Consider the following 25,507-nt stretch of genomic DNA (forward strand, 5'->3'; position numbering starts at 1 on the left):
CCTTGACATGTTCCGTGGCGCTCGGCCGAGAAGGTGGCGCCAGACAGGTGCCGCCGTTAGGCCGGCCGCTTGAACACTTCGCGTTCGAGCCGTGCCAGCCGCTCGGCTATGGTGCCCGACTCACCATGATCTTCGGCGTGGAGCCGATCGACGGCCCATACCCGAATGAGGGTCGACAGCGACATTCCCGCTTTACGGGCGGCCTGACTCAGTCGCTCGTGCTCATCGGCTGCCAAGCGCACCGAAACCACGGTCTGACGGCCAAGATTGGGACGGCTGGTCGTGACGTGCTCAGGCACCGGGCCACCCTGGTAGGCCTCCGCACGCGCGCCTTCGTCGGCGAGCAAATCATCAATCCGGCTCATTCTTGCTGCTCCTCACTGTAGAGACTCCGGTCCTGCTCATTCGCCATCCAGGCATTGCTGCCCCACCAATCGCCGTCGGGGCGCTCATTAGGGTCCGCGTCGGGGGATATCAAAATCACTGTCAGCACCGCTCGTACTGACGGCGAATAACCGATCACCCGAATCGACAGGCCCGACCGGCTGGCTGGGTCAGGCGCTTGCCAGACGGCGTGACGGTCGTTAACCGCTTCATCCGCCCAGGTCGCAGAGATGCCGTGCCGCTCCCCGATGTAGCCGGCCCGCTTACTCCAGTCAACCCGCACGCCTACAATATACTACGAACAACTACGATACTTCGGATGCGTCATTCAGGTACGAGACGGCGCTACTCGCCCTCCCGTGCGGTTACCGACATCCGCCGCGACGCTTTAGCTCAAGTACATGAGGGGCGGATTCGCTTAGCCAGCACTCGGCCCACGCCCTCCGGTTCCGCACTCAACGGCGCTCAAGTAGACCCACGCACACGGGCCACCTCCCATGTCGCAAACAACCCCCCATGCCCCCGCCGACGCTTTTACCAGCGATTTTGCCGATTTCTACGGCCAAAAACAACACAGGTACCTTGCTGACAAGTCGGCTTACTCTGCGATCTATGGCATGGATGTATTTACCGGTGTTATTTGTCGGCTTTGCGTTTGTGGCGACGGTGTTGGTCACAGGCAGTGTTGCATTGCGGGCACCGCTGTGGGATATCGTCTTTCGCGACGCGGCGTTTTCGGAGGTGCAACAGCGAGGTTTCCCATGTCGCCAGATTTCGCTGCGTGACGCGGATGCCATCGGCAGAATACTGGGGCCAGAACCCACGACCTCTGAACTGGGTGAGCTGACGCTCGTGACACTGGCAGTGTTCAGCGGCAGCACCGATATGGCCGGCTTTATCACCGATATCGAACAGCAACGTCAGGCGCTGCTGGATCGGATGCGTGAACGCCAGCTGATGCGAGTGAAGGACATCAGCACCGTCGAGTGGGTGTCACGAGTCTGGGTAGTCCAGCAATTTTTGAGCCGCGCGGAGGTGGCGGTTCGGGGAATCATCTGGCTGGCGCCAAAGACAGCCACGGGTAAACATTCAGCCGTTTCGCGGAGGCGGTGAGGTCGCGGCATCTGCGCCTGGGTGGTGGCGCCGAGGCCGTTACGGGTCGTAGCTATGGTCGGTGTTTGTGGCTATCAGGGAAGCTCGTGCAGTGGTCGATGCGCTGGCTGATTGGCAGCCGCGTCGACGTCAGGGGTGTGAACGCGCCGCTGCGACAGTGGTGACTGTCGGTGCTGGTGTGGCTGGTGTGGTCTCGGCGTGTCGCCGGTGATGTTGGTGGTGGGGCTGGTGTGATCTCGGAGTGGCCGCGCCCGAGGAGATGTCGCGTGAGGAGCTGATCGCGCTCGTCGCTGGCCAGGCGGCGCGGATCGCCGAACAGGACGCGCGGATCGCCGAACTGGCCGCGGCCAACGAGGAATCCGCGGCGAGGCTGGCCAGACTGGAGCATCTGCTCTCGCGCAACAGCGGCAACTCGTCGATGCCGCCGTCGCAGGACGATGCCCCAGGCCGCGTGGCGCCGGTGAAGCCGAAGCGTCGGAGCGGGTCGGGGCGGAAGAGGGGCAAGCAGCCCGGAGCCCCGGGGACGCATCTGGCCTGGACCGACGGCCCGGCTGAGCGAGTGGACCGGTTCCCGCAGGGGCGGTGCGGGTGCGGCGCGGAGCTGGCCGGGGCGGCGGATCTGGGGATCGTGGACCGCTACCAGCAGCACGAGATCCCCGCGATCGAAGTGCGGATCACCCAGTACGACCAGCATCGGGTGATGTGCGGCTGCGGCCGGGTGCACACCGCGACCCGCCCCGACGGTGCCCGGTCCGGGCCGGTCGGGTACGGGCCGAACCTGCAGGCTCTCGCGGTGTATCTGATGGTGGTGCAGTTCATCCCCGCGCACCGGGTGGTGGAGCTGCTGGACTCGCTGACCGGCGCCGCCCCCTCGGTGGGGTTCGTGCACGGCATGCTCGCGCGCGCCTCCGCGTTGCTGGCCGAGGTGGACAAACGGATCCGCGCCCTGATCACCCTGGCGTACGCGGTGTGCTGCGACGAGACCCCGCTGCGGGTCGGACCCAGGACCCCCAAGCTCGGCCGGAAGAAGGCCGAGAAGTATCTGCTGGTCGCCTGCACCGAGTGGTGCACCAGTTATCTGGTCGGCGACCGGGATCTGGACACGTTCAAGAGGTCCGTGATCACCGAGCTGGACGGCGCGGTGCTCGTGCACGACCGCTACCAGAACTACGACTCTGCCGCGCTCGGCGATCACACCCATCAGCTGTGCTGTCAGCACCTCGGGCGGGATCTGGGCGATGCCGGCGAGGTCTACCCCGACGCGGAATGGCCGCCCCAGGTCGCTCGGGCGCTGCGCTCGCTGATCCACCAGGCCAACCTCGCCCGCGCCGCCGGTGCCGACGGCATCGACCCCGCCGTGCGTGACAACCTTGTCGGCGAGTTCAAACACGGAGTGCTGGTAGGGCTTTCGGAGACAACCAGCGGCGGCGACCGTCCGGGCGAACGCAAGGCTCGGCTGCTGCTGGAAACCCTGCGCGACCGCGAGGCCGACACGCTGCGCTTCGCCTTCGACCTGCGTGTGCCGCCCACCTCCAACCAGGCCGAACGCGACCTGCGGCCGGCCAAGATCCAGCAGAACATCTCCGGGCGGCTCACCAGCGAGAAACGCACCGAAGACCGCTACCGCATCCGCGGCTACCTGTCCACCGCGGCCAAGCACGGCCGCAACACTTTCGGCGCGTTGCGCGAGGCCATCATCGGCCAACCCTGGATGCCACCCGACCCAGCCCCGGCCTGACCGCGGCCCGACCGCCACCACCGAATCCAACCATTCCGGCGGGGGCGCCGCGGGGCGCAATCACACAAGTCGAACCACAGGTCAACGTCGGGGCTGAATGTTTACAGCCACGGTCATTGTGAAGTTGACGCTTACAGCATTTCCGTATGCAACGGTGATCAGCGCATTCGTGGGACTCGTTTACGCCTGGATCACCCGTGGCAGCACTGAACCCGGGCAAATCCTGGACACATGTGCCAGGATCGGCCTACTCGGCGTGTTGATGTAGTCCATCGGGGTCCTCGTCTTCCGAATCTTAGTCGCATTGTTTGGCCCTGCCGACCAGTGGACCCTGACCTGCCCGGCCGTTTTCGGACAGTTGTTTATTTATCGTTTTAGGCGGCCCTGTGGTTATTGAACCATTCGGATTCTACCTCATTCGGCGTGCAGTAGTCCAGTGCTGAATGAAGTCGTTTGTTGTTGTAGCGCAGTTCGATGTATTTGGTGATGTCCTTTCGTGCGTGTTCACGTGTGGGATAGACGGTGCGATTCACTCGCTCGTTTTTCAGGGTGCCGTTAAACGATTCGGCCCAGGCGTTGTCGTAACACACACCGGTGCGGCCGACGGAGCGCAGGATGCCAAGCCCTTTCGCGTGATCGGCGAAATCCCTGGAAGTATACTGACGTTTTCTCAGTAATTTCCGCGTTGGAGAGTCGATAGTACGATCGCGGCGGCAACAACTGCGCCAATCCTGGTTGGACACAGGCGGATTCGACGGAGGCAGCGCCAACGCTGTTTGAGTTCGGCGTTGGCGCGTTCACCGATGGCACGCGCCGCGGTGAGCAGCATGTTGTAGCTCTGATTCTCCACGGCCAGGCCGCGGCCCTTGACCGGAGTGTGCACCCCGATCCCCGCTCCTTCGTAGCCCTTGTCGGCCAGCGTCGGCACCCCGTCGGCCGCGGACTTGTACAGCGCGCCCAGGCAGTGCGCGCGGGCGGCGGTGATGTCGTGCACGCTGCCCGGCTCGACCTCGCTCGACCACACCGGGAACCCGCCCGGGTCGGCCAGTATCTGCACATTGCCGCCCTGGGTTTTGTGCTTGCCCGAATACCACCGGTGATGGCCGGCCTCGTTGCGCTCGTCCACCCGGTCGATGGCGATCAGCGTCCCGTCCAGCGTCACGTGCGACCACTGTTCGGCCTTGGCCCGGTCGAGCACTTCGTGCAGGTCAGGAGCTTGTTCGGCGATCACGTCGATCGCCTCGTGCAGATAGCGGTAGCTGGTGGAGATCGGCAGCCCGGCCTCCATCGCCAACAACCGGATCGGGGCGTCGTCGCGGAACCACCGCAGCACCAGCTTGGCCTGCGTGCGCACCGTACCCGACCGCCGCCCGGCCCGCGTTCTGATCTCGCGCCGGTGAACGTGCAGCAGCGCGGTCACATGCAGCAGGGTTTCCTCCGGCACGTCGCAGATGGCAGAGTAGGTGAACACGTGGGGTCCTTTGCAGCGGAGCGGGTTTCCTCGTCGAAACCGAATCCTTGAGCAAGGACCCCACGCCCAGCCACTACGACACGCCGAAAACTCCAGTCACACCAGACTCACGAGCCCCAAGTGAGAAAACCTCACTGAGTCCCGCGGTCCGAATGGAAAATTGTCATTCCGGCAGTGATAGGAATTCTGTCAGCAGCCATGGATAATGCGTCGCAGGTGAGTGCCGACGTCATGGTGGAGTCCATCGCATATCCGAGGACTTTCTTGCTGAAACAATCCAGCACGGTCGCCAGGTACAACCATCCTTCCCAGGTGCGGATGTAGGTGATGTCCCCGACAAGCTTGGCCCCGGGCGCGGTCGCGGTGAAGTCCCGGTTGACCAGATCAGGCAGGCCGGCGATATCGCCAGCGATCGTGGTGACAGGCCTAAACGGCCGTGGCTGGCAGGCCACCAGGTGCAGATCACCCATGATCTGGCGGACGGTGTCGTCGTCGATCTGCTCACCCTGGCGCGCCAGCTGGGCATGCACACGCCGGTAGCCATACGTGTGGTCGGAATCGTCGAAGATCGCCACGATCAGGTTCTCCAAGCGACGCCGTTCGAGGTCCCGGGCACACGGTACATGGTTTTTCCACGCGTAATAGCCCGACCGGGACACTGATACGGCATTGCACATCATGGCCACCGAATAGTCGCCTTCTTCAGCGGAAATAGCTGCGTAAACGTCTACGGTTGCTGTTTCTTCGCGAAGAAGGCGGTAGCTTTTCCCAGGAACTCGACCTCCTGTTCCAGTGATTTCACACGTCGTCGCAGCCGACGCAACTCGTCCATTTCTGATTCTGTCAATTTATCGCCAATCTCGGGATGTTCCTCCTTATACTGGCGGACCCATCGCGAGACAGACTGTTCCGACACGTTGTTTTCGCGTGCAATATCAGCAATCGCACGCGAATGCTCGATCACCTCCAGTGCAATACTGGCTTTAAACCCAGCGGAGAACCGGCGACGTTCCATACTTGCGACTCCAATTCGGCTCGGCCTCAACAATAGTCAAGGCGTTGTCCGAAAGTCGCCGGGCGGGTCATCCTCACCGACAACGCCGCCAACATGCTCATCCTGACCGCCGGTCAACAATCGACCAGGCCGGCGGGAATGGGCGGTGTAGGGCATAGTCTCGAACGCCTTGTGAAATCCTGCGTGTCGTCGCTGTTGCCGCGCGGGTGCAGCGGGACCGGTCAGCCCGTCAGCTTTCCGAACCGCTGCTGGGCGGCCTGACGAGTCGTGCCCAGTGCCACAGCGATAACGGTCCAAGAGTCTCCGCGCTGCCGGGCCTCGGTCACGGCGGCGATCAGCTCGGTTTCGGCGTTATGCACGGCTTCGGTTGCGGCGACAATGCGGCGAAACGCCGTCGCGTCCCGTGCCGGACGGGTTGCGGGGTCCAAGCGGTCGAGTCCGGTGTGGTCGTGGGTGACGGGCATGTGCTCACCTCATTTCAAGTAGTGGTAAAACGACGGCCTGAGATCGTCGGCATGGATGATGCGGTCGGGATCGTCGGCGGGAACCGCCGTCAGCTCCAGCATCGCCCCGTTGCGTGCCGGTCCGATGACCAGTAATCGTTCCTCGCCGGTCGTACTCGTACGGTATGAATTTGACTGCGTTGCGGAAGGCGTGGGCTACGTCCTGCTCGGTGACGCCGTGCTTGCACGCGCTGCGCCGCACCTTCACACTGTCAAGTGTCCTTGCGTCCCGGCTGTTGTCAAGGCTTGTTGCGTCGCCGGTTGTCACCCCGCGCCCGCCGGGCGATGGTGGCCACTTGTGCTTGGTGAGAAGTTGTTCATCTACCCCCACCGGAGGTATCGATACCCGACGGCGGGATCCGGTATTCGTCTGATGTGGGCCCCGCCTGAGTGGGGCGTCGCGTGTCTGTGGCCTGAGGCTTATCACGTCGAGTATGTCCGACAAGCTAGCACGGAATTCTGGATGCATGCCCCCAGAAGCTTCGGTTCGCGCAGAGCGGACGCAAGCACCGCGTCGCAATGCACCGGGTTCGCGCGGTGACGCACCACAGCGGTTGCCCGGAGGTCGACGAAGCGACTGGCGCGCTCTATTTCACGGGTCGCGACGCCAAAGGGCGTCTGATCTGAACATCGGCGTGTTCGAGGCACGCGAAAACGAACAAATCTGATCATTTTTCACGCACAACCGTTGGAGTGGTGGACTACGAAACCGACCGCCGACGACATCGACCTCGATCGAGCGGAGATCCACACCGTGACTGGCCACGTGTCACGAACGCCAGTGCAGAGCGGATGGCTGCGGAAGCTGAGCGGCGCCTGAACACACGAGCTGCGAACTTGATCCCGGGCGGTAAGTCGCTGTCGGGTGATGGCAAGCATTCCCCGATCGTTTAGACACGTGTGTCGACCGTCATTCACGCGAAGCTGCGAGCGATCGCCGACGTTTTCCGCGTCAGTCCTACCGCCTCCGGCCCAACCCGGTGAGTGGTGAACCTCGCAGCGATAGCCGGGTTCGGGACAGTTGGGGCGGGTGCAGCCACGGTCGCCGGCGACAAATTTAAGGTCGTCCATCTTTCTACTTTCTTGCCAGGGAGCGAAATCCGCCAGTCAAGTGCCGCCACGGGCTGCCCGTGCGGAAACGCCGCTCGATTTCCGGGGTCGACCGGCGGTCGCGGAACTGTTACTCCGGCCACCTCGCCGGGGGCGTCACCGGTCCCACCGTCGGGTGCCGCCGTAGACCGATGAGGCCAGTGTTTGATCGCTTGAGCGCGCGGTAAGACTTGCAGCCGAGACATGCGCGCATCCCGGGAGCCGGATTTTGATGCCGTCGGAAGGCCGTCGGAAGGTAGGTCATGGAATTCGAGGGTGTCCAGATCGCGGCGCGGGGAATCAGTGTGCGCGGTCCGCGGGGATGTGCGTTCGCCAACGTGTCCCTTGACGTCGCTGCCGCGCAGCTGGCGGTCGTTGCTGGCCAGGCCGGTTCGGGGCGAACGGCGCTGTTGCTTGCGCTTGCCGGGCGGATGCGACTGGTAACCGGGACGGTGGCCGTCGGGCGCTATCGATTGCCCGGCGATTCAAGGCGGGTGCAGCAGCTCGTCGCGGTCGCGGCCGCCCCTCCTGCAGTGGATCTCGACGAGTTTCTCCGCGTCGACGAACACGTCGCTGAACGCGCGGTCTTCGGCCGCGCGCGGGCGCCGGCGGTGTCGGAGGCTCTAGACGTTCTCGGCTTCGTCGCGGCGGGCCATTCGCGGGTTGGTGAATTGCGTGCCAGTGACCGCGTCCTGCTGGCAGCGGCCCTAGCCGCGGCCGAGCGGCCCGCTGCGATCGTCATCGACGATGTGGACAGTGGTTGTGGCCCGGCCGAAAGCCGGCGGGTGTGGTCCGGGCTGAGCGCACTGGCCGAGCTCGGCTGCACGGTGGTGGCCAGCAGTACGGACATTCCCGAAGCCCTCGACCAGATCGACATCGCCGTCACGCCACTGCCTCACCCGTTCGGCAGCGACCCAATCCCCGGTGCCGATGGAGGAGCAAATAGGTGACCGCGTTGCGTCTGGCCGTTCTTGAATTCCGCCGGTTCCGTCGGCCGCTGCGCTGGCTGGTACCGGTCGGACTGTTACTGATCCCGTTGCTGTACGGATCGTTGTATCTGTGGGCGAATTGGGATCCCTACGGGAGAACGAGCCAGATTCCCGTTGCGGTGGTCGATCAAGACCGCCCCGCAGTGGCCAATGGCCAGATGATCGATGCGGGAAAGCAATTCAGCCAGCAACTTCGGGCATTGAACGCCTTCCAATGGCATTTCACCGATGAGCGGGACGCACACGACGGACTCGTTCACGGCCGTTACTACTTCACCATCACCATTCCGGCCGACTTCAGCGAGAAGCTCGCCAGCGCGCAAGACCCCGTCCCAGAGCGGGCGAGCATGGCCGTCACACTCAACGACGCGAACAACTTCATCGCCGGCATCGTTGCGCAAGCGGCGAAGGCCGAACTGCAAGAAAGAATCAATAGCGCGGCCCACTCGGCCTATGCCAGTGCTCTTTACACCGACCTCAGCCAAGTCAAACAACAACTCAAGATTGCCTCCGACGGCGCACACCGACTGGTCGATGGCACCGCGCTCGCCCAGCAGGGCAGCGCTGCGCTCACGCAGGGGATCGACGCTGCGCGTTCCGGTGCGACGTCCATCGACAGCGGTGCGACGCAGGTGCAGAGCGTCAACGCCGCCGCCGACGCGGCTTTCGAGCGGGTCATCGATCTGGCACTGACGCTGATCCCGCAGAACCAGCCTGGTACGGATGAGGTCAGGCAGGCGTTGCTGTCGGCGAAGAACCTTTCGCACACGCTGACGACCGGGGCGGGCCAAGTCGTCGACGGCGCGAAACAAATCTCGGCTGCGTTACAGGCGCTGGACTCAGGAAGCAGGGTCCTGCAGAGCGGCGCTGACCAATCTAACAGCGGCGCAATCGATATCGCTCGCGTGATTGACGACACCCTCCGTAAAGTACCCGATACTAACCCGCAGCAGACCGCGACGGCCGCTGATGTTCTCGGCTCACCCGTCGGCATCAAGGTGGACAATCTGAATCCAGCCCACGAGTACGGCCGCGGGTTCGCGCCGTTCTTCTTCGCGATCGCGCTGTGGGTCGTCGGCTTGTTGGCGTATCTGTTCTTCCGTCCGGTCAACTTGCGCGCTCTGGCCGGGCGGGTCAACGCGCTCGCCGTCGCCGTCGCCGGATGGCTGCCCGTCGCGACACTGACCGCGGTCGGTGGCCTCATCCTCCTTGGTGTTGTCTGGGTGGGTCTTCGACTCGACCCCAAACACCCCTTGTGGATGGCCGGATTGCTCGTGGTGGCCGCCGGGGCGTTCGTGGCGATCGACCATTTCTTGCGCATAGCGTTCGGTGTGATCGGCTCGGCGCTGTCGCTAGCCCTGCTGATCATCCAGTTGACCAGTTGTGGCGGTCTCTACCCGATGGAAACTACGCCGGCGCCGTTTCGCGCAGTTCATCCGCTCATACCAATGACATACCTGGTCGACGGCCTGCGCGTCGCCGTCTCTGGCGGGCTCACCGGCAACATGACGCGCGACGCGTTCATGCTCGCCGCGTTCCTCGTAGTTTTCGTTGGCGCCACCGCGCGCATGGTGCAGCGGCAACGACTATGGACCCTTAGCCGGCTGCATCCCGAGATCGAGACCATCTAGATGCGAATCTCGCCTCCGGCGGCGGCCAGACCTATATCGGTACGAAAGTGGCTGCCGGGCAGGCGAATTGATCCCATGACGTCATAGGCGGCAGCACGGGCCGCCGCCAGGTCTGCGCCAGTACCCACCACCGAGAGCACTCGGCCTCCCGACGACACGATCGCGCCGTCGTCGCGCCGGGCCGTTCCTGCGTGGAGCACCTCTCGGGCCTCTGATCCGACGACGACGTCGCCGACCCGCGGTCGGCCCGGATAGTTTTCCGCCGCGAGCACCACCGTCACTGCCGCGCCGTCATGCCAACGCAGATCGCCGAAATCGGCCAGCTCCCCGTTAGCTGTCGCATAGAGCAGCTGACCCAGCGGTGAATCGAGCAACGCGAGCACCGACTGAGTTTCCGGGTCGCCGAACCGGCAATTGAATTCGATCACCGCCGGACCCTTTGCGGTGATGGCCAACCCAGCATACAACAATCCAGAAAACCAGCTATCTCGCCGGACGAGTTCGGCCGCAACGGGTTTCACGATCTGTTCGACCATGAGGCGGCGGACGTCGTCGGGCAGCCAAGGTACCGGCGCATAGGCCCCCATACCGCCGGTGTTGGGACCGGTGTCGCCGTCACCGACACGCTTGAAGTCTTGAGCGGCCAACAGCGGCACGACGGTCTGGCCGTCGACGACACAGAACAGCGACACCTCGGGGCCGTCGAGGTAGGACTCCAACAGCACGGGATGCCCGGCTTCGAGCAGGCCAGCGGCATGAGCACGCGCGAAACCGCGGTTCGGCGTGACCACCACGCCCTTGCCGGCGGCCAGCCGATCGTCTTTCACCACCCAGGCGAGTTCGCCGGCGGCCGACCCAAATCGGTCCAGCGCCGCGTCCAAACGTGCCGGGCTATCGACGATCTCGCTCGCCGCGGTGGGAACACCCGCCGCCACCATCACGTCTTTGGCGAATGCTTTCGAGCCTTCGATGCGGGCCGCGCCTTTGCTGGGCCCGAAACAGGCGATCCCGGCGTCGCGCACGACGTCGGCTACCCCGAGCACCAGTGGCACCTCGGGGCCGATGACCACCAGATCGGCCCGGACGTGGCGGGCCAGCGCGACGACGTCATCGCCGGACGTGATGTCGACCTGGTATTGGTCGGCCACCAACGCGGTCCCGGCATTGCCCGGCGCGATCGCCAGTGACTCGACCTGCGGATCCTTGCGGAGCGCTACCAGCAGCGCATGTTCACGGGCGCCGGAACCGATCACCAGGACTCGCACAAAAGCTCACCCTATCGGCCCGACGCAGGACGCGGCGAGGAACGGACGGGCATACACTGGATGCCTGGGTGTATCGTCGTCCGCGGTGTGTGTGCCAGATCATCCAGAGAGATGCGCACATGGCAACCACACCGAGCGTGTGCCCGTTCGGGGCAGGCTTCGACTTCACCGATCCCGACGTGCTCCGACGCGGGTGCCCATCACCGAATACGCTGAGCTCCGCAAGACCGCGCCGGTCTGGTGGAATCAGACCGCCCGCAACGCCCTGGCCCACGGCCGCAACGCCTTTTTCGAGTATCCCGACCAGTGGGAGCTGTCTAAACACCAGCGCTCCGACACCGCCGTCGACGAGATCGTCCGCTGGGCTACGCCAATGCATTGCTGCCAGCGCGTCGCGCGCAAAGATGTCGAGGTCGGCGGTGTCACGATCCGAAAAGGCCAGCGAGCCGGTCTGTTCTACAGCTCAGCCAACTTTGACGAAGAGGTCTTCGACCGGCCATTCGAATTCAATATTTTGCGTAATCGCAATCCGCACTTGGCATTCGGCGGCAACGGCGCCCACTGCTGTATTGGTGCGAATCTGATCATCCAGTCGTTCGTCGTCGATCCGGGCCGGCCGGCACGGCGCGACGACGAGCTGCGGCGTTGGGTCGGCGCGGTGGTGGCGCACCGCGGAGTTCTCAGTGCGCAGAACGTCTCCTTGAGATCGGTCTCGGTGAGTTCGCCGTTGAGCAGTGCGGCGTTGATCTGAATCTCGGCCAGGCCGCGATTTCCGATGGCGGTCACCGCAGTCAACATGGCGCACCACCTTGCCCAGCGCCTGCAAATCCAGGCCGGTCGCCTCGGCCAGCTTCATGGCTTCGCACGCCGCGGCGTAGGAGGTGAACGTCAACATGTTGCGGGCCAACTTCATTCGGGTTCTGGCTCCCGGGCCGCCGGCGCGGATGACCATCGACGCCCACAGCTTGAACGCCGGCTTGATCTTTTCGTAGACGTCACGCTGGGCACCCACCATGGTGGCGAGCTCGCCCTTCTCGGCAGCCGCGGCGCCGCCACTGACCGGTGCGTCGGCAATGTGAATGCCTTGCGGTTGCAGCTGCTCGGCAAGTTCGACGGCTGTCGCGTCACTGATCGTCGAGTGGATCGCGATGACGGTGCCCGGTTTTGCGTTGGCGGCCAGCTCGCCGACGACCTCCCGCACCTGGGCATCGTCGAGAACGGTCACGCTGATGATGTCCGCGGCCGCGACGTCGGCCACGCTGTCCACCAGCGTCGCACCCGCTTCGCCAGCAGCGTCATCGCCTCGGTGCTGATGTCGTAGACCGTCGCACCGCCGGGCCAATCGACCAGCCGTTCGGCCATTGGGGCACCCATATTGCCCAGCCCGATGTAGCCGAGCTTCACAGTGCCGGTCATGATCGAATTATCTGCCCGCCGCCGACATTGCAGATCTGCCCGGTGATCCACGACGCCTCATCGGACAACAGGAAAAGCCACATGCCGACCAGATCCGCAGGCGTACTTATGCGCGACAACGGAAGACCTTTGACGATGTCGTCGACAATCTGCTTGGGCGTAGTGGTGCGACTGGCCCTCGGTATCGATGTGCCCGGGTGCGATCGCGTTGATTCGGATCTTCTGGCCACCCAGCTCGCGGGAGAGTTGTCGGGTCAGACCGTTGATGCCGACCTTGGCCGGGCCGTAGAAATTCGCGTACAACCACGCCGCGGTGGACGACTGGTTGACAATTGCGCCGCCGCCGTGCTTGGCCATCTTCTTGTACACCGCGCGGGTACACCACAGCGCGCCGTCGAGGTTCACGCTGATGAACTTCTTGAAGTACTCAGGATCGACAGTGAGCAGAAACTCCAGCTTCATGCCCCCGAAGATCGCAGCGTTGCTCAGGGTGAAATCGTCGGCTTCTGAAGCGGATTGTCAACCAGACCGACGGCAGCCAAGACGAGATCTACGGCATCGGGGGCAGCTGGTTCCGGCTCAACGCCGACAAACTCATCGACTGGCAGCCCGATTTCTTCGACTTCGGCCATGTCGCGAAGATGTTCGCGACCCTCATCGAGTCCGGCGATCTGAGCGCCGGCTTGCAGAAGCGGATCGCACGCAGCATGGCCGGCGAGAAGCTACCCGGCTACTACCCGCTGGGACCGGCCCCGGTACCCAGCTGGTGATCACCGCCACAGCTGACGCTTCCCCCCTTGCTTACCGCACAGTGACGCAGGTCATAATGAGCTGCGAATAATAACACGTTCTAAATTGCCGTCCGGTCCAGGGCGGTCCCTTCCGCCGACTGAAGGTCTTGCATGAAAACAAAGGGCGCGCTGATCTGGGAGTTCAACCAGCCGTGGTCCATCGAGGAAATCGAGATCGGCGACCCACAGAAGGACGAGGTCAAGATCGAGATGGAAGCGGCCGGGATGTGCCACTCCGACCACCACCTGGTGACCGGTGGCATCCCGATGGGCGGCTTTCCGGTTCTCGGTGGCCACGAGGGCGCCGGCATCGTCGCTGAGGTGGGCCCCGGCGTGGAAGGCATCGCACCGGGCGACCATGTGGTGCTGTCCTTCATCCCGTCCTGCGGCAGCTGTGCGACCTGTCAGTCGGGCATGCGCAATCTCTGCGACTTGGGGGCCGGACTGCTCAACGGCGCCGCGGTAAGCGATGGGACGTTCCGGATCCAGGCCCGCGGCCAAAACGTGTTTCCGATGACCCTGCTGGGGACGTTCTCCCCGTACATGGTTGTGCACAAGAGTTCGGTGGTGAAGATCGATCCCTCGGTGCCGTTCGATGTGGCCGCCCTGGTGGGTTGCGGCGTGACCACCGGCTACGGCTCGGCGGTCCGCACCGCCGACATCCGCCCCGGCGACGATGTCGCGATCGTGGGGATCGGCGGGGTCGGGACGGCCGCCCTGCAGGGGGCGGTCAACGCCGGCGCCCGCCACGTTTTCGCTATCGACCCGGTCGAGTGGAAGCGTGACCAGGCGCTCAAGTTCGGCGCCACCCACGTCTACCCCGACATCAACACCGGGCTCGGCGGCATCATGGAAGTCACCTACGGCCTGATGGCCAAGAAAGTGATCGTCACTGTCGGTGAACTGCACGGCGCCGACATCGAGAACTACATGATCATGACCGCCAAGGGCGGCACCTGCGTGCTGACCGCCATCGGCAGCCTGCTGGACAACAAGGTCAATCTGAACCTGGCGATGCTGACTCTGACGCAAAAGAACCTGCAGGGCAGCATCTTCGGCGGCGGGAACCCGCAGTACGACATCCCGCAGCTGTTGTCGATGTACAAGGCCGGCAGGCTCAACCTCGACGACATGATCACCCGTCAGTACAAGCTGGAGCAGATCAACGACGGCTACCAGGACATGCTGGACGGCAAGAACATTCGCGGCGTCATCCGCTACACCGACGCCGACCGGTAGTCGCGGGGCGTTCCGCTCTCTGTCGAGTGGCCGGTTATGAGACCCGATTCGCCCGAAGCGTGCAATAAGTGGACGCTCGACGTTAGCGATAGGAAAACGAAATGTCCGCCGAAACCGTTCAACAGTCCCCCGCGCTGAGGGCCTCACAGTCGTCGTGGCGTTGCGTGCAGGCCCACGACCGGGAGGGCTGGCTGGCGCTGATGGCCGACGACGTCGTCGTCGAGGACCGGTCGAGGACCCGATCGGGCGGGCCATCACCAACCCCGATGGCGCCGGCGTGTGCGGGAAGGACGGGGTCGCCGGGTTCTACGACACCAACATCGCCGCAAACCAGCTGACGATCACCTGCGAAGAGACATTTCCATCCAGCGACGTATGCGAGATCGCGCATATCCTGGTGCTGCGCAGCAAGTTTGACAATGGAATCACCAGCAAGGTGCGCGGCGTGTTCACCTATAAGGTCAACGACGCCGGCCTGATCACGAATATGCGCGGCTACTGGAGCCTCGACACGATGACATTCGGCTCACAGGAGTGCCGGTCTTGATCGGATACCGAGACCACCACGACTCACCGCCGTGGTCGGTGACCAACTTTCGGCGTCGATCGGCGGGGCGGCGTAAGCTGCTCACTTGGGCGCCTGGGCGCTCTCGTGAGCGAACACCAGGCTGACCTTCAATGTCGTCTTGGCGCCCACCATGCCGAACATGTTCCCTTCCACCGCGAACTGCTTGCGCGCAACCGTCGTCTGCGCCGTCAGGCACACCTCGCCGTCGCCGAGCACCTCGACGTGGGCCTGCAGCGGCAGCGGGGCTGTGATGCCTTTGGCGGTCAAAGTGGCGTTCAGGCGGACGGTGTCGTCATCGATGGGCTCACCGCCGGCGACGTCAACGGTGATGTTCGGGTACCTCTCCACATCGAAGAAGGCCGCCGAACGCAGATCCTCGTCACGTTTCCCCAACCCGGTGCGCACCGAGGCGGCCTTGACTTCGATTCGGCCGGATACCGTTCGAGCGTCCTCAATTTGCCCGCTGCCGCTGAATTCGGTGAATTCGCCGCGCACCTTCATCGCGCCCCACATCGTCTTGTTTTCGAACCGGATGCGGGATCGCTGCGGAACCGCGGTCCAAATGCCCACCGATTCGGGGCTGCTGAGAAACGTTGTGACAGCTAACATGTCATCTCCCTGCGTATCAGCGCGGGTTGATTGTGCAGCGCCGCTGCCAACCCGACGGCATTCGCACCAGCTAACAATCGACGATAGTCCTCGGGGGCGGTCCGTAACAGCGAAGTGCGTCAGATGCCGTGGCGACAACAGCAGGTGCGGCGGGACTCATAAGCTGGGACGCATGGCCAGTGTCTTCACTAAGATCATCAACAGGGAACTGCCGGGCCGGTTCGTCTATGAGGACGACGAGGTCGTCGGTTTCTTGACCATCCAGCCGATGACGCAGGGACACACGCTCGTCGTGCCCCGAGCAGAGCTTGATCAATGGCAGGAGATCGACTCAGCCGTGTTTGGCCGGGTGATGTCGGTGGCACAGCTGATCGGTAGGGCCGTTTGCCGGGCGTTCGACGTAAAGCGCGCCGGCGTGATCATCGCCGGGCTTGAGGTCCCGCACCTGCACATCCACGTCTTCCCGACGCGCAGCTTGAGCGATTTCGGCTTCGCCAACGTCGACAAGAATCCGTCGCCGGCATCTCTCGACGAAGCGCAGGCCAAGATCAAGGCAGCGCTTGCCGAGCTAACCTGAGCCCGGACCGGTGGGTTAGATCCGTTGTCTGCGGGCAGCCGTTCAGCGTGATTGTCCGACTCTGCGCGCCGAGCGGGTGGCGCGGTTGGGCACGTCGGCGATGCGCGGCAGGCTGACGTAAAAGCGGCAGCCCTGCCCTGGCGCCGTGGTCACGGTGACGATGCCGCCGTGAGTATTGACGACGGAGTCGACGATCGAGAGCCCCAGGCCGCTGCCGCCGCTGGTGCGCGCGCGCGACGAGTCGGTGCGATAGAACCGTTCGAAGATGCGGAGCGCGTCCTGCTGGCTCATGCCGGGGCCTTCGTCGATGACCTCCAGGATCGCGTCGTCGGCGTCGGTGCCGACCCGCACAGTGATGTCGGCGGATTCCGGCGTGTGTTGCAGAGCATTGGTCACCAGGTTGCCAAGCACCTGACGCAGCCGGGGCTCGTCGCCCAGCACCTCGGGGATGCCGGGACCGTCGAGCACCTCCATGGTGATCTTGCGGTTCGGCGCGACCGCCTGCGCGTCGTGTACGGCATCGCTGGTAAGCGCCAACAGGTCCACCCGGTGGTGCTCGATCGGCCGCTGCGCGTCAAGCCGGGCCAACAGCAGGAGATCATCAACCAGCAGGCCCATCCTGCGCGATTCGCTTTCAATTCGCGACATCACCATTTCCATGTCGCGGGCGGCGCCTTGGCGGTACAGCTCGGCGAAGCCGCGCATGGTGGTCAGCGGGGTGCGCAGTTCATGGCTGGCATCGGTGATGAAGCGTCGCATCCGTTCCTCCGAACTCCGCGCCTTCTCCGCCGAGGCTTCAGACGACGCGAACGCCTGTTGGATCTGAGCGAGCATTCCATTGAGCGCCTGGGAAAGCCGACCCACCTCGGTCCGCGGATCACGTTCGGGCACACGGCGATCGAGCTGGCCAGCGGCAATCGCCGCAGCGGTCTTTTCGACCTCCGTCAGTGGTTTCAGGCTTCGGTGCACCACCCACGACCCGGCCAAGCCCAGGATCAGCAACACCGCCGCGCCGATGCCGAATTGCAGCAAAACCAGGGAACGGACCGTCTGCTGGATGTCGGACAGGTCGTAGGCGACGGTGACCAGCCGACCGGTCGGTCCGCGTACCGACACCACCCGCCATTGCACGCCGGAGTTGTCCACTGATCCGATCGTCGTCGGCTCGGGGCCGACGTCGTTGTTGGCGGGCAATGCAGGTTCTGCGTTGCGGTCGTTGACGACCGTCGTGGTGCGTCGGTCCATGGTGATGTAACGGACGTAGAAGTTCGACGGCGGGCGTTCCAGCGTCGGCCCCCGGCGCACCGGCAACGACCCCCGCGGCGCCTGTGCCCAGCCGCGCGACGCCTCCAACAGCGTCTGGTCGACCCGCTTGATCAGGCTGTGCTGCAGGATTGCGGTGACCGCGATGCCGGAGGCTGTCAGCCCACATGCCGCCAGCAGCAGCAGCGCGGCGACCAGTGCGAGGCGGAGCGACAGCGAGCCCCGAAGCCTTCTCGGCATCCCGTTATTCTGCGCCGAGTGTTACCGAGGTTCGCGCAGCACATAGCCGACACCGCGCAGCGTGTGCAGCAGGCGCTTTTCCCCGGTGTCGATCTTGCGGCGCAGATACGACACATAGGACTCGACGACGTTGACGTCACCACCGAAGTCGTAGCGCCAGACGTGGTCGAGGATCTTCGGCTTGCTCAGCACGGTGCCGGCATTGATCACGAAGTAGCGCAGCAGCGTGAACTCGGTGGGCGACAACGACACCGGTTCGCCGGCCTTCCACACTTCGCGGGTGTCCTCGTCGAGTTCGATATCGGCGAATGTCAGCCGGGCGTTGCGACGCTCGGTGACGCCTTTGCCGGTGCGCCGCAATATCACTCGCAACCGAGCGACAACCTCTTCGAGGCTGAACGGTTTGGTGACGTAGTCGTCGCCACCGAGCGTCAGCCCGGCGATCTTGTCCTGCAGCGAGTCGCGGGCGGTGAGGAACAGCGCTGGCGCATCGATGCCATCGGCGCGCAGCCGCCGCAACACCCCGAAGCCGTCCATACCGGGCATCATCACGTCGAGGATCACCGCATCCGGCTTGACGTCGCGGGCCAAATCCAGCGCCGCCGGCCCGTTCGTCGCGGTGTGCACCTCGAAACCCTGGAACTTCAGGCTCACCGACAGAAGCTCGACAATGTTGTCTTCGTCGTCGACGACGAGTACCCGCGCCTCGGGAGTGGTTTCTTCTGTGATTGCCGCTGCCATCTGTCCATTTGCTCGCACTTAGCTCAAGATAGCCTCGGCAAACGCTGTGGACTTGCTGTCAGTTCGTTTTATGAGCGTCCCTGACGGCCGCGACCGGCGCGAATACGCTCGGGGGATGAATCTCGGCAAAAACCTGGCCACCCTCGCCGCCGCGCCTGTGCGCGTCGGACTCGCGGCCGCCGATGCGTGCCTCGCCGCCGCGACGTCGGCGCTTGGCCTGGCGCATCGAACATTGGGGGAGGTGGCCACGCCGGTCGGTTCTAATGCTGTCGCGCACATGCTGGGTATCGATGACGCGATTATCCGGGCCAACCGGCTGGCCCGGTTGTTGGACGACGATGCCCCGCTGGGACGCGCGCTGGCTACCGACGGGCCGTTCGACCGGCTTTTGCGCCCAGGTGGGGTGGTCGACATGCTGACGGCGCCGGGCGGCCTGCTTGACCGGCTGACCGCCGAGGGCGGCGGGCTGGAGCGGGCGCTCAAGCCCGGTGGCCTGGTGGATCAGCTCACCGCCGACGACGGACTGATCGAACGGGTGCTCGCCGAGAACGGCCTGGCAGATCGGCTGTTGGCCGAGGGCGGGCTGATCGACAAGCTGACCGCCCGCCACGGGCCGCTCGAGCAGCTCGCCGACGTCGCCGACACCCTGAGCCGGCTGGCGCCGGGGATGGAAGCGCTGGAGCCGGCCATCGCCACGCTGCAGGACGCCGTGATGTCGCTGACCATGGTGGTTAACCCGCTCAGCAACATTGCCGACCGGATTCCGCTGCCCGGCCGCCGGCCATCACGCCGCCCGTCGCCGCGGGCGGTGCGTTCGCAGCGCGTCATCGATCACGACGAGTAAGCCGTTAGCGAAGCTTAAGCGGCGCAGCCGTGAGTTTTGAGTCAAGTACACCCGTCGAGCCGCGAGGGGTCAGGCGGCGAGTCGAGCCTGGTGGGTGAGTTCGTCGAAGTCAGCTTGGTAGGCGCGGGCGGCGTTGTGCAGGTTGGTTTTTCGTGGCGGGCTGGAGTCGTGGACCTGGGCGAGGCCGGTGCGCAGTAGGTGGTCGTGGGCGTGGGTGAACAGCAACGCGTGCTGGAGTCCGGTGTCGGTCACGTGGTAGTGGCGGGTGCGGGGGAGACGAGCAGGACCCGCAGCAGGGCGTGAACACGGTTGTCGCCGAAACGCAACCCGGCGATGCGGGTGGCGGAGTCGGTGACGGCGGGGGTGGTCAGGTCGGTGAAGGCTTGCGCGCCGCGGATCGGGTCGCGGCTGATGGTTTGGACGCCGAGCAGGCGCCGGTTGGCGGAAAAGCCGGGCTGCCGCAGGGCGGGCAGGCTGGTCAGCCGTTTGGCGACCCCGAAGTCGTGGGGGTTGTTGATGGTGGTCTCGGTGCGCAGCGCCCTCCCTTGCTTGTGGTACTGCTTGATGTTGGTGTTCTTGTAGTCGACGTGCAGGCTCGCGGTGACACCGTTGGTGATCACCCGGGTGCGGAACCGGCCCGGGGTTTTGCGTTTGCGGCCGTTGATGATTCGGCGGTCGAAGATCAACGCGACGTGATCGGGGCGGCCGATGTCGAGGTTGTCGCGGATGACCTGCTCGAAAAAGATCCGCCCGGACACCGGCGCGTCGAGCATCTGGGTGAGCGAGAACCCGGCCTGCAGGATCGACAGTTCGTAGCGGTAGCCGGGGGCCTCATCCTCGTCGGTGAACGGGTTGGGCAGGATGGCCAGCCACTTGCGCAGCAGCGCGTCGATCTGCTCGGGCCTCAGGCTGTCGCAGATCGCCTGCAACCCCGCCGCGTCGTCGACCGCGGCGAACCCGTTATCCAGCGCGGTAAACCCGATGCCGGCGTGCGCGGCCTGGCGTTTGGCGCATTCGTTGCCGTTGATGCACAGCTTGGCGGTGTAGGGGAAGTACGTGCTGAACTTGAGGAAGAACGGCCCGAAATCTTCATCGACGCAATAGAAGTAGAAGTTGTTGATGAACGCCGCGGAGCGCACCAGCCAGGCGTAGGGTTCCCCAGCCTGGTTGTAACGGCGCTGAGTGCGCCACGCCAGCGCCTTGTCCTGCGCCCGCCCGACGAACAACACGCCCTCGGCGCCGGTGAATCGGGCCAGGAACTCCTGGGCCGCATCGTCCTTGCGTTCCTTGCCGAACGACACCAACTCCAGGCCTCGTGCGGCGATGAAGCCGTGGACGTCGGCGACGAACGCCTTGGTCATCGGATCCATCAACGCGGCGCAGGCGTAGTTGTGGCCGCGATGGCCCACGAAGAAGCCCTGCACCCCGGCGCCGTAGGCCAGCCGCGGCACCCGCACATTGCAGTACATCCGGTCGATCGACTCGATCTCGAACACCGCGTGATCGGACAAGACAGCCCCGGCACTGCGCGCTACGGTCATGATGGGCTCCGGTTCGGACGGGCGGTCGGCAACGGCCCACCAACCGCTACAGGCGGTTCATACACCCGATCGACACATTTCGACCAGGGTCTTCATCCCGTCCGAACCCAAGCCCCCAAAGCGACACCAGCCAGCATGCCCATCGGGATGGGGCGAAGCCCGGCTAGGCTTGGCACCGGTTAAAACCGGCCTCCTTAGCTCAGTGGTAGAGCACTCGCCTTGTAAGCGAGCGGTCGTCAGTTCAATCCTGACAGGAGGCTCCAAGCTTCTGTGTTATCTCGGATGATGCGTGACATTTCAGTTCCGGGTGACGCCTGACAGTGTTTCGGCTGATCCTTTACAGCAGTTTCGGTTGATCCTTGACACTCCCTAGATGAGGGAGTTAAGCGTGGCCGAGCAGAGGTGACGGGCCGTGATGGCCGTGATTAGTGATGGCCTGTCGATCTAGCACGTCGCCGAGAAGATCGGATTGCGAGGATGTCAATGGCCATGTAGGCGATGTCGTGGCCGTAGTCGTCTTGGCAGCCGTCATCGGCATCGTCATCTGGACGCGCCGCCGCTGACATCGTCGAATCCCTGCCCGCACGCCCCGCTGCGAGGTGTCTAGGGCCTACTGCGCGGCAGGGGACCACTCACCGTCAGCGGCAGCGACACTTCTCCCGCTGCTCCACGCATCGCAACGGTCCACCGCCCATTCGAATTCAACGTAAGCCGGAGCTGGAAGCAGGCAAAGCCCGCATCCGCGTTCGTGAGGTTTGCCGGCAGCTCGCGGTGCATATGGATGAGTTGTCCGCCGTCGGGTGGCAAGACCTCGATGACCACTAGGCGATCCGCATCGCCGGTGTCCCCTTGCGTCAACACCGCGAGGTCAAACTGCGCTACTCGGTCGGGGCCGACTTTGTACTTGGATATCACGCCGCCCACTACGTTTAGCTTGTTGTCAAACGCTTCGGTCTTCTCGGCCAGGAACGCCCCGCTTATCCTCATGCTCCCCAGTATGCGTGAACACTGGTGCGCCGTTCTGAGATTGGCGCGACGTTCATCCACGAGATCGCGGCGGTAGCGCCGAGGGCGGGCTGGCCTGCTTTACAGAGGGACGTCTCTTTGTAATGATCATCAGCTGCTTTGGCGCCCAATTGGTTTCGGACCCATTAGGTTCTCTACCCATGAGGTTGACGGTTCTCGGTAGCGGTGGCTGGATTCCCACCAGCTCGCGGCAGACGAGTTGCTACCTGATCACCTCCGGCACCCAAGCTCTGGTGCTGGATGCCGGAACCGGCCTGGGCACGCTGCACATCAACCCGTCGCTGCTGGATGGTGTCGAGACGGTGACCGTGGTGCTCAGCCACTTTCATCTCGATCACGTAACGGGGCTCGGCTTGGTCAGCGCGCGGGGGCTGGGCGACCGGGAACTGACGATCGCCGGCCCCGGCTCGCTGTGTTACGGCCGGCCCACCCGCTCGATCCTGGAGGAACAGCTACTCGCTTCCCCGCTTCAGACGGCCTCGCCGGTTGCGCCGGCACGTTGGGCTGAGTTGGGTTGGGAAACTTTGAGTTTCGCCGGTCACGAGGTGGTGACGTGGGAGCAGACTCGACATAGTTTGCCCTCGGCTGGCTTGCGGGTGGGCGACCGTTTCGCCTACTGCACCGACACCGAGTTCGACCCGGAGACCATCCGCCGCACAGCGGGCGTGACCACACTGCTGCACGAAGCGTGGCAACCGGTCGACGCCGAGCGCGGCCACACCTCCGGTGACGAGGTCGGCGTCATCGCCGCGCAGGCCGGTGTTGCACGCCTGATCATCACTCACAACCATCCACTGCCCGGCGTGCCCGAACGCACCGCGGCTGCCGCGCAAGCACAGTTCGCCGCCGCTGTCTGCGCCACCGATGGGGCGGTTCTGGAGCTGTAGCCAGCCGGAACACCAAGATTTGGTCACGAACAGGCGGTTCCATCCGCCGAACGTTGCCACCTGCTAAGAGGTGTTATCGCTGGTAGCAGCTGCTTTATACCCGCGCTGTAGGCTTGTCCCGGTATCTGGCTCAAAACGCGTTACACAGCAGCCTGCCGCATGCTAGACGTCAGGCATTAAACGTCCGCGCAAACTGCAGCCCGGGGGTCACGCGCGGCACCCATAGGCAATCGAGGTTGTGGTGGCTGACCTGCAGCGATCCAGCGCTAAGCACCGCCATCGCGCCAGCCCGGTGGCGGCGCGGCGGCGCGCGCTGGCGCACGCCTGTTCGGCGTTGGTGGCGGTGGCCGCGCTGCTAGCTACCGGGTCGGGGTGGTGGATGGCCCACGGCGTACTGGGCGGGATCACGGTTTCTCAGGCGCTGAGTTCGGAGGATCCAAAGTCCACCGGTGACGCGATGAACGTCCTGCTCATCGGGCTCGACTCGCGAAAGGACCAGAACGGCAACGACCTGCCGTGGGCCGTGCTCAAACACCTGCACGCCGGCGACTCCGACGACGGCGGCTACAACACCAACACGCTGATCCTTGCGCATGTCGGCGCCGACGACCGGGTTACCGCGTTCTCGATCCCCCGTGACGACTGGGTGCGCTTCAACGGCGTGCCCGGCTACAACCACATCAAGATCAAAGAGGCCTACGGGCTCACCAAGCAGCACGTCGAGCAGGGACTCATCAACAAAGGTGTGAGCGACGAAAAAGAGCTCGAGACCAAGGGTCGCGAAGCCGGCCGCGCGGCGACGTTGAAGGCGGTGCGAAACCTCACCGGCGTACCGATCGACTACTTCGCCGAGGTCAATCTGGCCGGTTTCTACGACCTGACCCAAAGCCTGGGCGGTGTGGACGTGTGCCTGAAGCACGCCGTCTACGACTCCTATTCCGGCGCCGACTTCGCCGCCGGGCGCCAGACGCTGGATGCCGCCCAGGCGCTGGCGTTCGTGCGGCAGCGCCACGGCCTGGAAAACGGCGACCTGGACCGTACCCACCGTCAGCAGGCATTCCTCTCGGCGGTCATGCGCCAGCTTCAGGATGCGGGCACCTTCACCGATTTCGGCAAGCTCAAGAGCCTGATGGCGGTGGCGCGCAAAGACGTCGTCTTGTCCTCGGGCTGGGACGAGGACCAGTTCCGCCGGATGGGCGCGCTGGCGGGCGGCTCTGTCGAATACCGGACCCTGCCCGTCGTGCGCTACGACAACATCAACGGCCAAGACGTCAACATCGTCGACCCCGCCGCGATCAAGGCCGAAGTGGCGGCCGCCTTCGGCACCTCCTCGGCAGCCACGACGGCGACCACCTCTGCAGTACCGAACGCGACGACTGTGGTCGACGTGATCAACGCCGGCAACAGCAGCGGCCTTGCCAGCCAGGTGGCACGTGCGCTGACGAAGGGCGGCTACACCACCGGCGCGATACGCGGCCGCATCCGCGGCGAACCCAGCACGACGACAATCGAATACGGACCCGGCGCCGAGAGCGACGCACGCAACGTGGCGGCGCTGCTGGGCATCGATGCACCGGACAAATCGAATCGCAAGCTCGAGTTCGGCCACGTCGAGGTCGTCGTCGACGACAATTACTCCGGCCCGTCGCAGGACGAATCCACGTCCAGTTCCAGCTCGTCCTCAAGCCTTTCCGACGGTTACAGCTACCACCGATCAACCACCGACACCACCGAGCCGACCCCCGATCAGGGCGCCCCGATCGACGGCGGCGGCGTGCCCTGCGTCAACTGAGTTCGGCGCCGTCCGTTCTGGAGTAAAAACGCCAACACGGCGCTCTCGAACGCCTCCTTCGCCTCGATCATGGTCCAGTGCCCGCAGTCGGGGAACATGTGCAATTCGGCGTTGGGAATGGTGCGCATCGGCAGCGACGCCATGTCCAGCGGGCTGACCCGGTCGTCGCGGCCCCAGGTGGTCAGCGTCGGCGCCGTGACCCGGTGCATCATCGCCCACGGCTGCGGCCCCTTGGACGACGCAAGAGCCTTCATCATCTGCGCGAAGGCTTCGCTGCCGTACATCCGCCGCGCCCGGGCCAGTGTCTGCGGATCGGCGGCGTGGGCCCATCGCTCCTCGATGAGCTCCTCGGCCACTGTCGCCGGGGCATAGACCATCGAATGCAGCCAGCGGACCAACCGCTCCCGGGTTTCGTCGACCACGGCATGTTGTAAAGCGCTTCGCTGACACCGGCTTGCTTCTGCGCGGTGCCGTCGATGACCTGGTTGCCGTTCACGACCCCGGTAGGACGGCACGAATGCGTCGCGGACGATGATGTCCTTGGAACCGGTCCCCTTCAGCCCCAACACATTCCAGGAGTCATCCACGATCTGGTAGTCGCTGCGGGCAGGATCATGTGCAGCATCGTCGACGGGTCAGCGACGCTGCCGTCCGAAATGCCCAGCATGGCGCCGAGGAAAACCCAGTGGCAGTGGTCGGCGCCGGAGCTGAACGGCCAGCGGCCGTTGAAGACGTAGCCGCCGTCGGTCGGGACGGCGACGCCGGTCGGCGCCTA

At 64.5% G+C, this 25,507-nt stretch carries 23 protein-coding genes, 1 tRNA gene and 8 pseudogenes; 13 read left to right on the forward strand and 19 right to left on the reverse strand.

Features of this window, described 5'->3' with window-relative positions; translation table 11 throughout:
- Positions 1-56: 56 nt before the first annotated feature.
- Positions 57-365 (reverse strand): plasmid mobilization protein, encoded by a 309-nt coding sequence (locus M5I08_RS05700; protein ID WP_219070895.1) that lies wholly within the window; start codon positions 363-365, stop codon positions 57-59.
- A complete protein-coding gene (locus tag M5I08_RS05705) occupies positions 362-667 on the reverse strand; it encodes a transposase (protein ID WP_219070894.1) in 306 nt (101 codons plus the stop codon). Before M5I08_RS05705 ends, M5I08_RS05700 begins: the two co-directional genes overlap by 4 nt.
- A gap of 329 nt (positions 668-996) precedes the next feature.
- Between M5I08_RS05705 and M5I08_RS05710 the strand changes: the two genes are divergently transcribed.
- A complete protein-coding gene (locus tag M5I08_RS05710; RefSeq protein ID WP_219070893.1) occupies positions 997-1,497 on the forward strand; it encodes a hypothetical protein in 501 nt (166 codons plus the stop codon).
- A 241-nt stretch (positions 1,498-1,738) separates the two neighbouring features.
- Complete coding sequence (gene tnpC, locus M5I08_RS05715) at positions 1,739-3,235, forward strand: IS66 family transposase (RefSeq protein ID WP_249762911.1); 1,497 nt, start codon at positions 1,739-1,741, stop codon at positions 3,233-3,235.
- Between the two features lie 374 nt (positions 3,236-3,609).
- On the opposite strand, the gene M5I08_RS05720 is transcribed toward tnpC, so the two are convergent.
- The 5 genes from M5I08_RS05720 to M5I08_RS05740 form a co-directional block, all read right to left on the reverse strand.
- Positions 3,610-3,978 (reverse strand): integrase core domain-containing protein, encoded by a 369-nt coding sequence (locus M5I08_RS05720; protein WP_370328580.1) that lies wholly within the window; start codon positions 3,976-3,978, stop codon positions 3,610-3,612.
- Positions 3,906-4,706 (reverse strand): transposase family protein, encoded by an 801-nt coding sequence (locus M5I08_RS05725; RefSeq protein WP_249762759.1) that lies wholly within the window; start codon positions 4,704-4,706, stop codon positions 3,906-3,908. The genes M5I08_RS05720 and M5I08_RS05725 overlap by 73 nt, the downstream gene beginning before the upstream one ends.
- 131 nt (positions 4,707-4,837) lie before the next feature.
- Positions 4,838-5,545: an IS3 family transposase gene (locus tag M5I08_RS05730; protein ID WP_370328618.1), complete on the reverse strand. Its 708-nt coding sequence runs from the start codon at positions 5,543-5,545 to the stop codon at positions 4,838-4,840.
- Entirely contained in the window at positions 5,434-5,721 is a 288-nt protein-coding gene (locus M5I08_RS05735) for a transposase (protein ID WP_249763148.1), read from the reverse strand. Before M5I08_RS05735 ends, M5I08_RS05730 begins: the two co-directional genes overlap by 112 nt.
- 221 nt (positions 5,722-5,942) lie before the next feature.
- The gene (locus tag M5I08_RS05740; protein WP_219065587.1) at positions 5,943-6,185 is read right to left on the reverse strand and encodes a hypothetical protein; all 243 of its coding nucleotides are present in this window, start codon (positions 6,183-6,185) and stop codon (positions 5,943-5,945) included.
- Between the two features lie 1,391 nt (positions 6,186-7,576).
- On the opposite strand from M5I08_RS05740, the gene M5I08_RS05745 reads away from it, so the two are divergent.
- Positions 7,577-8,263 carry an ATP-binding cassette domain-containing protein gene (locus M5I08_RS05745; protein WP_219065588.1) on the forward strand — a complete coding sequence of 229 codons (687 nt, stop codon included), beginning with the start codon at positions 7,577-7,579 and terminating at the stop codon, positions 8,261-8,263.
- Positions 8,260-9,933 carry a YhgE/Pip family protein gene (locus tag M5I08_RS05750; RefSeq protein WP_219065589.1) on the forward strand — a complete coding sequence of 558 codons (1,674 nt, stop codon included), beginning with the start codon at positions 8,260-8,262 and terminating at the stop codon, positions 9,931-9,933. The genes M5I08_RS05745 and M5I08_RS05750 overlap by 4 nt, the downstream gene beginning before the upstream one ends.
- On the opposite strand, the gene purD is transcribed toward M5I08_RS05750, so the two are convergent.
- A complete protein-coding gene (gene purD / locus M5I08_RS05755; RefSeq protein ID WP_219065590.1) occupies positions 9,930-11,198 on the reverse strand; it encodes a phosphoribosylamine--glycine ligase in 1,269 nt (422 codons plus the stop codon). The two genes, M5I08_RS05750 and purD, sit on opposite strands and share 4 nt — an antisense overlap.
- A 244-nt stretch (positions 11,199-11,442) precedes the next feature.
- Between purD and M5I08_RS05760 the strand changes: the two are divergent.
- Positions 11,443-11,781, forward strand: a pseudogene (locus M5I08_RS05760) (cytochrome P450); the annotation flags it as partial.
- A 113-nt stretch (positions 11,782-11,894) separates the two neighbouring features.
- Here M5I08_RS05760 and M5I08_RS05765 read toward each other — a convergent pair.
- The 3 pseudogenes from M5I08_RS05765 to M5I08_RS05775 all read right to left on the reverse strand — a co-directional run.
- A pseudogene (locus M5I08_RS05765) lies at positions 11,895-11,993 on the reverse strand (carboxymuconolactone decarboxylase family protein); the annotation flags it as partial.
- Positions 11,989-12,614, reverse strand: a pseudogene (locus tag M5I08_RS05770) (NAD(P)-dependent oxidoreductase); the annotation flags it as partial. The pseudogenes M5I08_RS05770 and M5I08_RS05765, both read right to left, overlap by 5 nt.
- Positions 12,611-13,076 (reverse strand): annotated as a pseudogene (locus M5I08_RS05775) (SDR family oxidoreductase). The pseudogenes M5I08_RS05775 and M5I08_RS05770, both read right to left, overlap by 4 nt.
- Before the next feature lie 24 nt (positions 13,077-13,100).
- Here M5I08_RS05775 and M5I08_RS05780 point away from each other — a divergent pair.
- The 3 genes and pseudogenes from M5I08_RS05780 to M5I08_RS05790 form a co-directional block, all read left to right on the forward strand.
- Positions 13,101-13,384, forward strand: a pseudogene (locus M5I08_RS05780) (nuclear transport factor 2 family protein); the annotation flags it as partial.
- Positions 13,385-13,516: 132 nt separating this feature from the next.
- Complete coding sequence (locus M5I08_RS05785) at positions 13,517-14,644, forward strand: NDMA-dependent alcohol dehydrogenase (protein WP_219065592.1); 1,128 nt, start codon at positions 13,517-13,519, stop codon at positions 14,642-14,644.
- Between the two features lie 101 nt (positions 14,645-14,745).
- Positions 14,746-15,191, forward strand: a pseudogene (locus tag M5I08_RS05790) (ketosteroid isomerase family protein).
- An 81-nt stretch (positions 15,192-15,272) separates the two neighbouring features.
- On the opposite strand, the gene M5I08_RS05795 reads toward M5I08_RS05790, so the two are convergent.
- Positions 15,273-15,821 (reverse strand): YceI family protein, encoded by a 549-nt coding sequence (locus M5I08_RS05795; protein ID WP_219065593.1) that lies wholly within the window; start codon positions 15,819-15,821, stop codon positions 15,273-15,275.
- A gap of 172 nt (positions 15,822-15,993) precedes the next feature.
- Between M5I08_RS05795 and M5I08_RS05800 the strand changes: the two genes are divergently transcribed.
- A complete protein-coding gene (locus M5I08_RS05800; protein WP_219065594.1) occupies positions 15,994-16,398 on the forward strand; it encodes an HIT family protein in 405 nt (134 codons plus the stop codon).
- Between the two features lie 42 nt (positions 16,399-16,440).
- Here the strand turns inward: M5I08_RS05800 and M5I08_RS05805 are convergent, their stop codons facing one another.
- Both M5I08_RS05805 and M5I08_RS05810 read right to left on the reverse strand, forming a co-directional pair.
- Positions 16,441-17,901: a sensor histidine kinase gene (locus M5I08_RS05805; protein WP_219065595.1), complete on the reverse strand. Its 1,461-nt coding sequence runs from the start codon at positions 17,899-17,901 to the stop codon at positions 16,441-16,443.
- A 21-nt stretch (positions 17,902-17,922) separates the two neighbouring features.
- Positions 17,923-18,642 carry a response regulator transcription factor gene (locus M5I08_RS05810; RefSeq protein WP_219065596.1) on the reverse strand — a complete coding sequence of 240 codons (720 nt, stop codon included), beginning with the start codon at positions 18,640-18,642 and terminating at the stop codon, positions 17,923-17,925.
- Between the two features lie 115 nt (positions 18,643-18,757).
- On the opposite strand from M5I08_RS05810, the gene M5I08_RS05815 reads away from it, so the two are divergent.
- Entirely contained in the window at positions 18,758-19,486 is a 729-nt protein-coding gene (locus M5I08_RS05815) for a hypothetical protein (RefSeq protein ID WP_219065732.1), read from the forward strand.
- Positions 19,487-19,555: 69 nt separating this feature from the next.
- Here the strand turns inward: M5I08_RS05815 and M5I08_RS05820 are convergent, their stop codons facing one another.
- Positions 19,556-19,738, reverse strand: coding sequence for a hypothetical protein (locus M5I08_RS05820; RefSeq protein WP_249763149.1), 183 nt, complete (start codon positions 19,736-19,738; stop codon positions 19,556-19,558).
- Positions 19,735-21,027: a hypothetical protein gene (locus M5I08_RS05825; RefSeq protein WP_249763150.1), complete on the reverse strand. Its 1,293-nt coding sequence runs from the start codon at positions 21,025-21,027 to the stop codon at positions 19,735-19,737. The genes M5I08_RS05820 and M5I08_RS05825 overlap by 4 nt, the downstream gene beginning before the upstream one ends.
- A gap of 188 nt (positions 21,028-21,215) precedes the next feature.
- On the opposite strand from M5I08_RS05825, the gene M5I08_RS05830 reads away from it, so the two are divergent.
- A tRNA-Thr gene (locus M5I08_RS05830) sits at positions 21,216-21,290 on the forward strand.
- Positions 21,291-21,630: 340 nt separating this feature from the next.
- On the opposite strand, the gene M5I08_RS05835 is transcribed toward M5I08_RS05830, so the two are convergent.
- Positions 21,631-22,014, reverse strand: coding sequence for a hypothetical protein (locus M5I08_RS05835; RefSeq protein ID WP_219065597.1), 384 nt, complete (start codon positions 22,012-22,014; stop codon positions 21,631-21,633).
- 179 nt (positions 22,015-22,193) lie between these two features.
- Between M5I08_RS05835 and M5I08_RS05840 the strand changes: the two genes are divergently transcribed.
- Together M5I08_RS05840 and M5I08_RS05845 are read left to right on the forward strand one after the other, a co-directional pair.
- On the forward strand, positions 22,194-22,940 hold the full coding sequence (locus M5I08_RS05840; RefSeq protein ID WP_219065598.1) for an MBL fold metallo-hydrolase: 747 nt from the start codon (positions 22,194-22,196) through the stop codon (positions 22,938-22,940).
- Positions 22,941-23,190: 250 nt separating this feature from the next.
- Positions 23,191-24,732, forward strand: coding sequence for an LCP family protein (locus M5I08_RS05845; protein ID WP_370328619.1), 1,542 nt, complete (start codon positions 23,191-23,193; stop codon positions 24,730-24,732).
- On the opposite strand, the pseudogene M5I08_RS05850 reads toward M5I08_RS05845, so the two are convergent.
- Positions 24,687-25,166: pseudogene (locus M5I08_RS05850) on the reverse strand (alpha/beta fold hydrolase); the annotation flags it as partial. The gene M5I08_RS05845 and the pseudogene M5I08_RS05850 sit on opposite strands and share 46 nt — an antisense overlap.
- A pseudogene (locus M5I08_RS05855) lies at positions 25,112-25,504 on the reverse strand (hydroxylase); the annotation flags it as partial. The pseudogenes M5I08_RS05850 and M5I08_RS05855, both read right to left, overlap by 55 nt.
- Between the last annotated feature and the right edge of the window lie 3 nt (positions 25,505-25,507).

The organism is Candidatus Mycobacterium methanotrophicum, assembly GCF_023515995.1.
GTDB lineage: Bacteria > Actinomycetota > Actinomycetes > Mycobacteriales > Mycobacteriaceae > Mycobacterium > Mycobacterium methanotrophicum.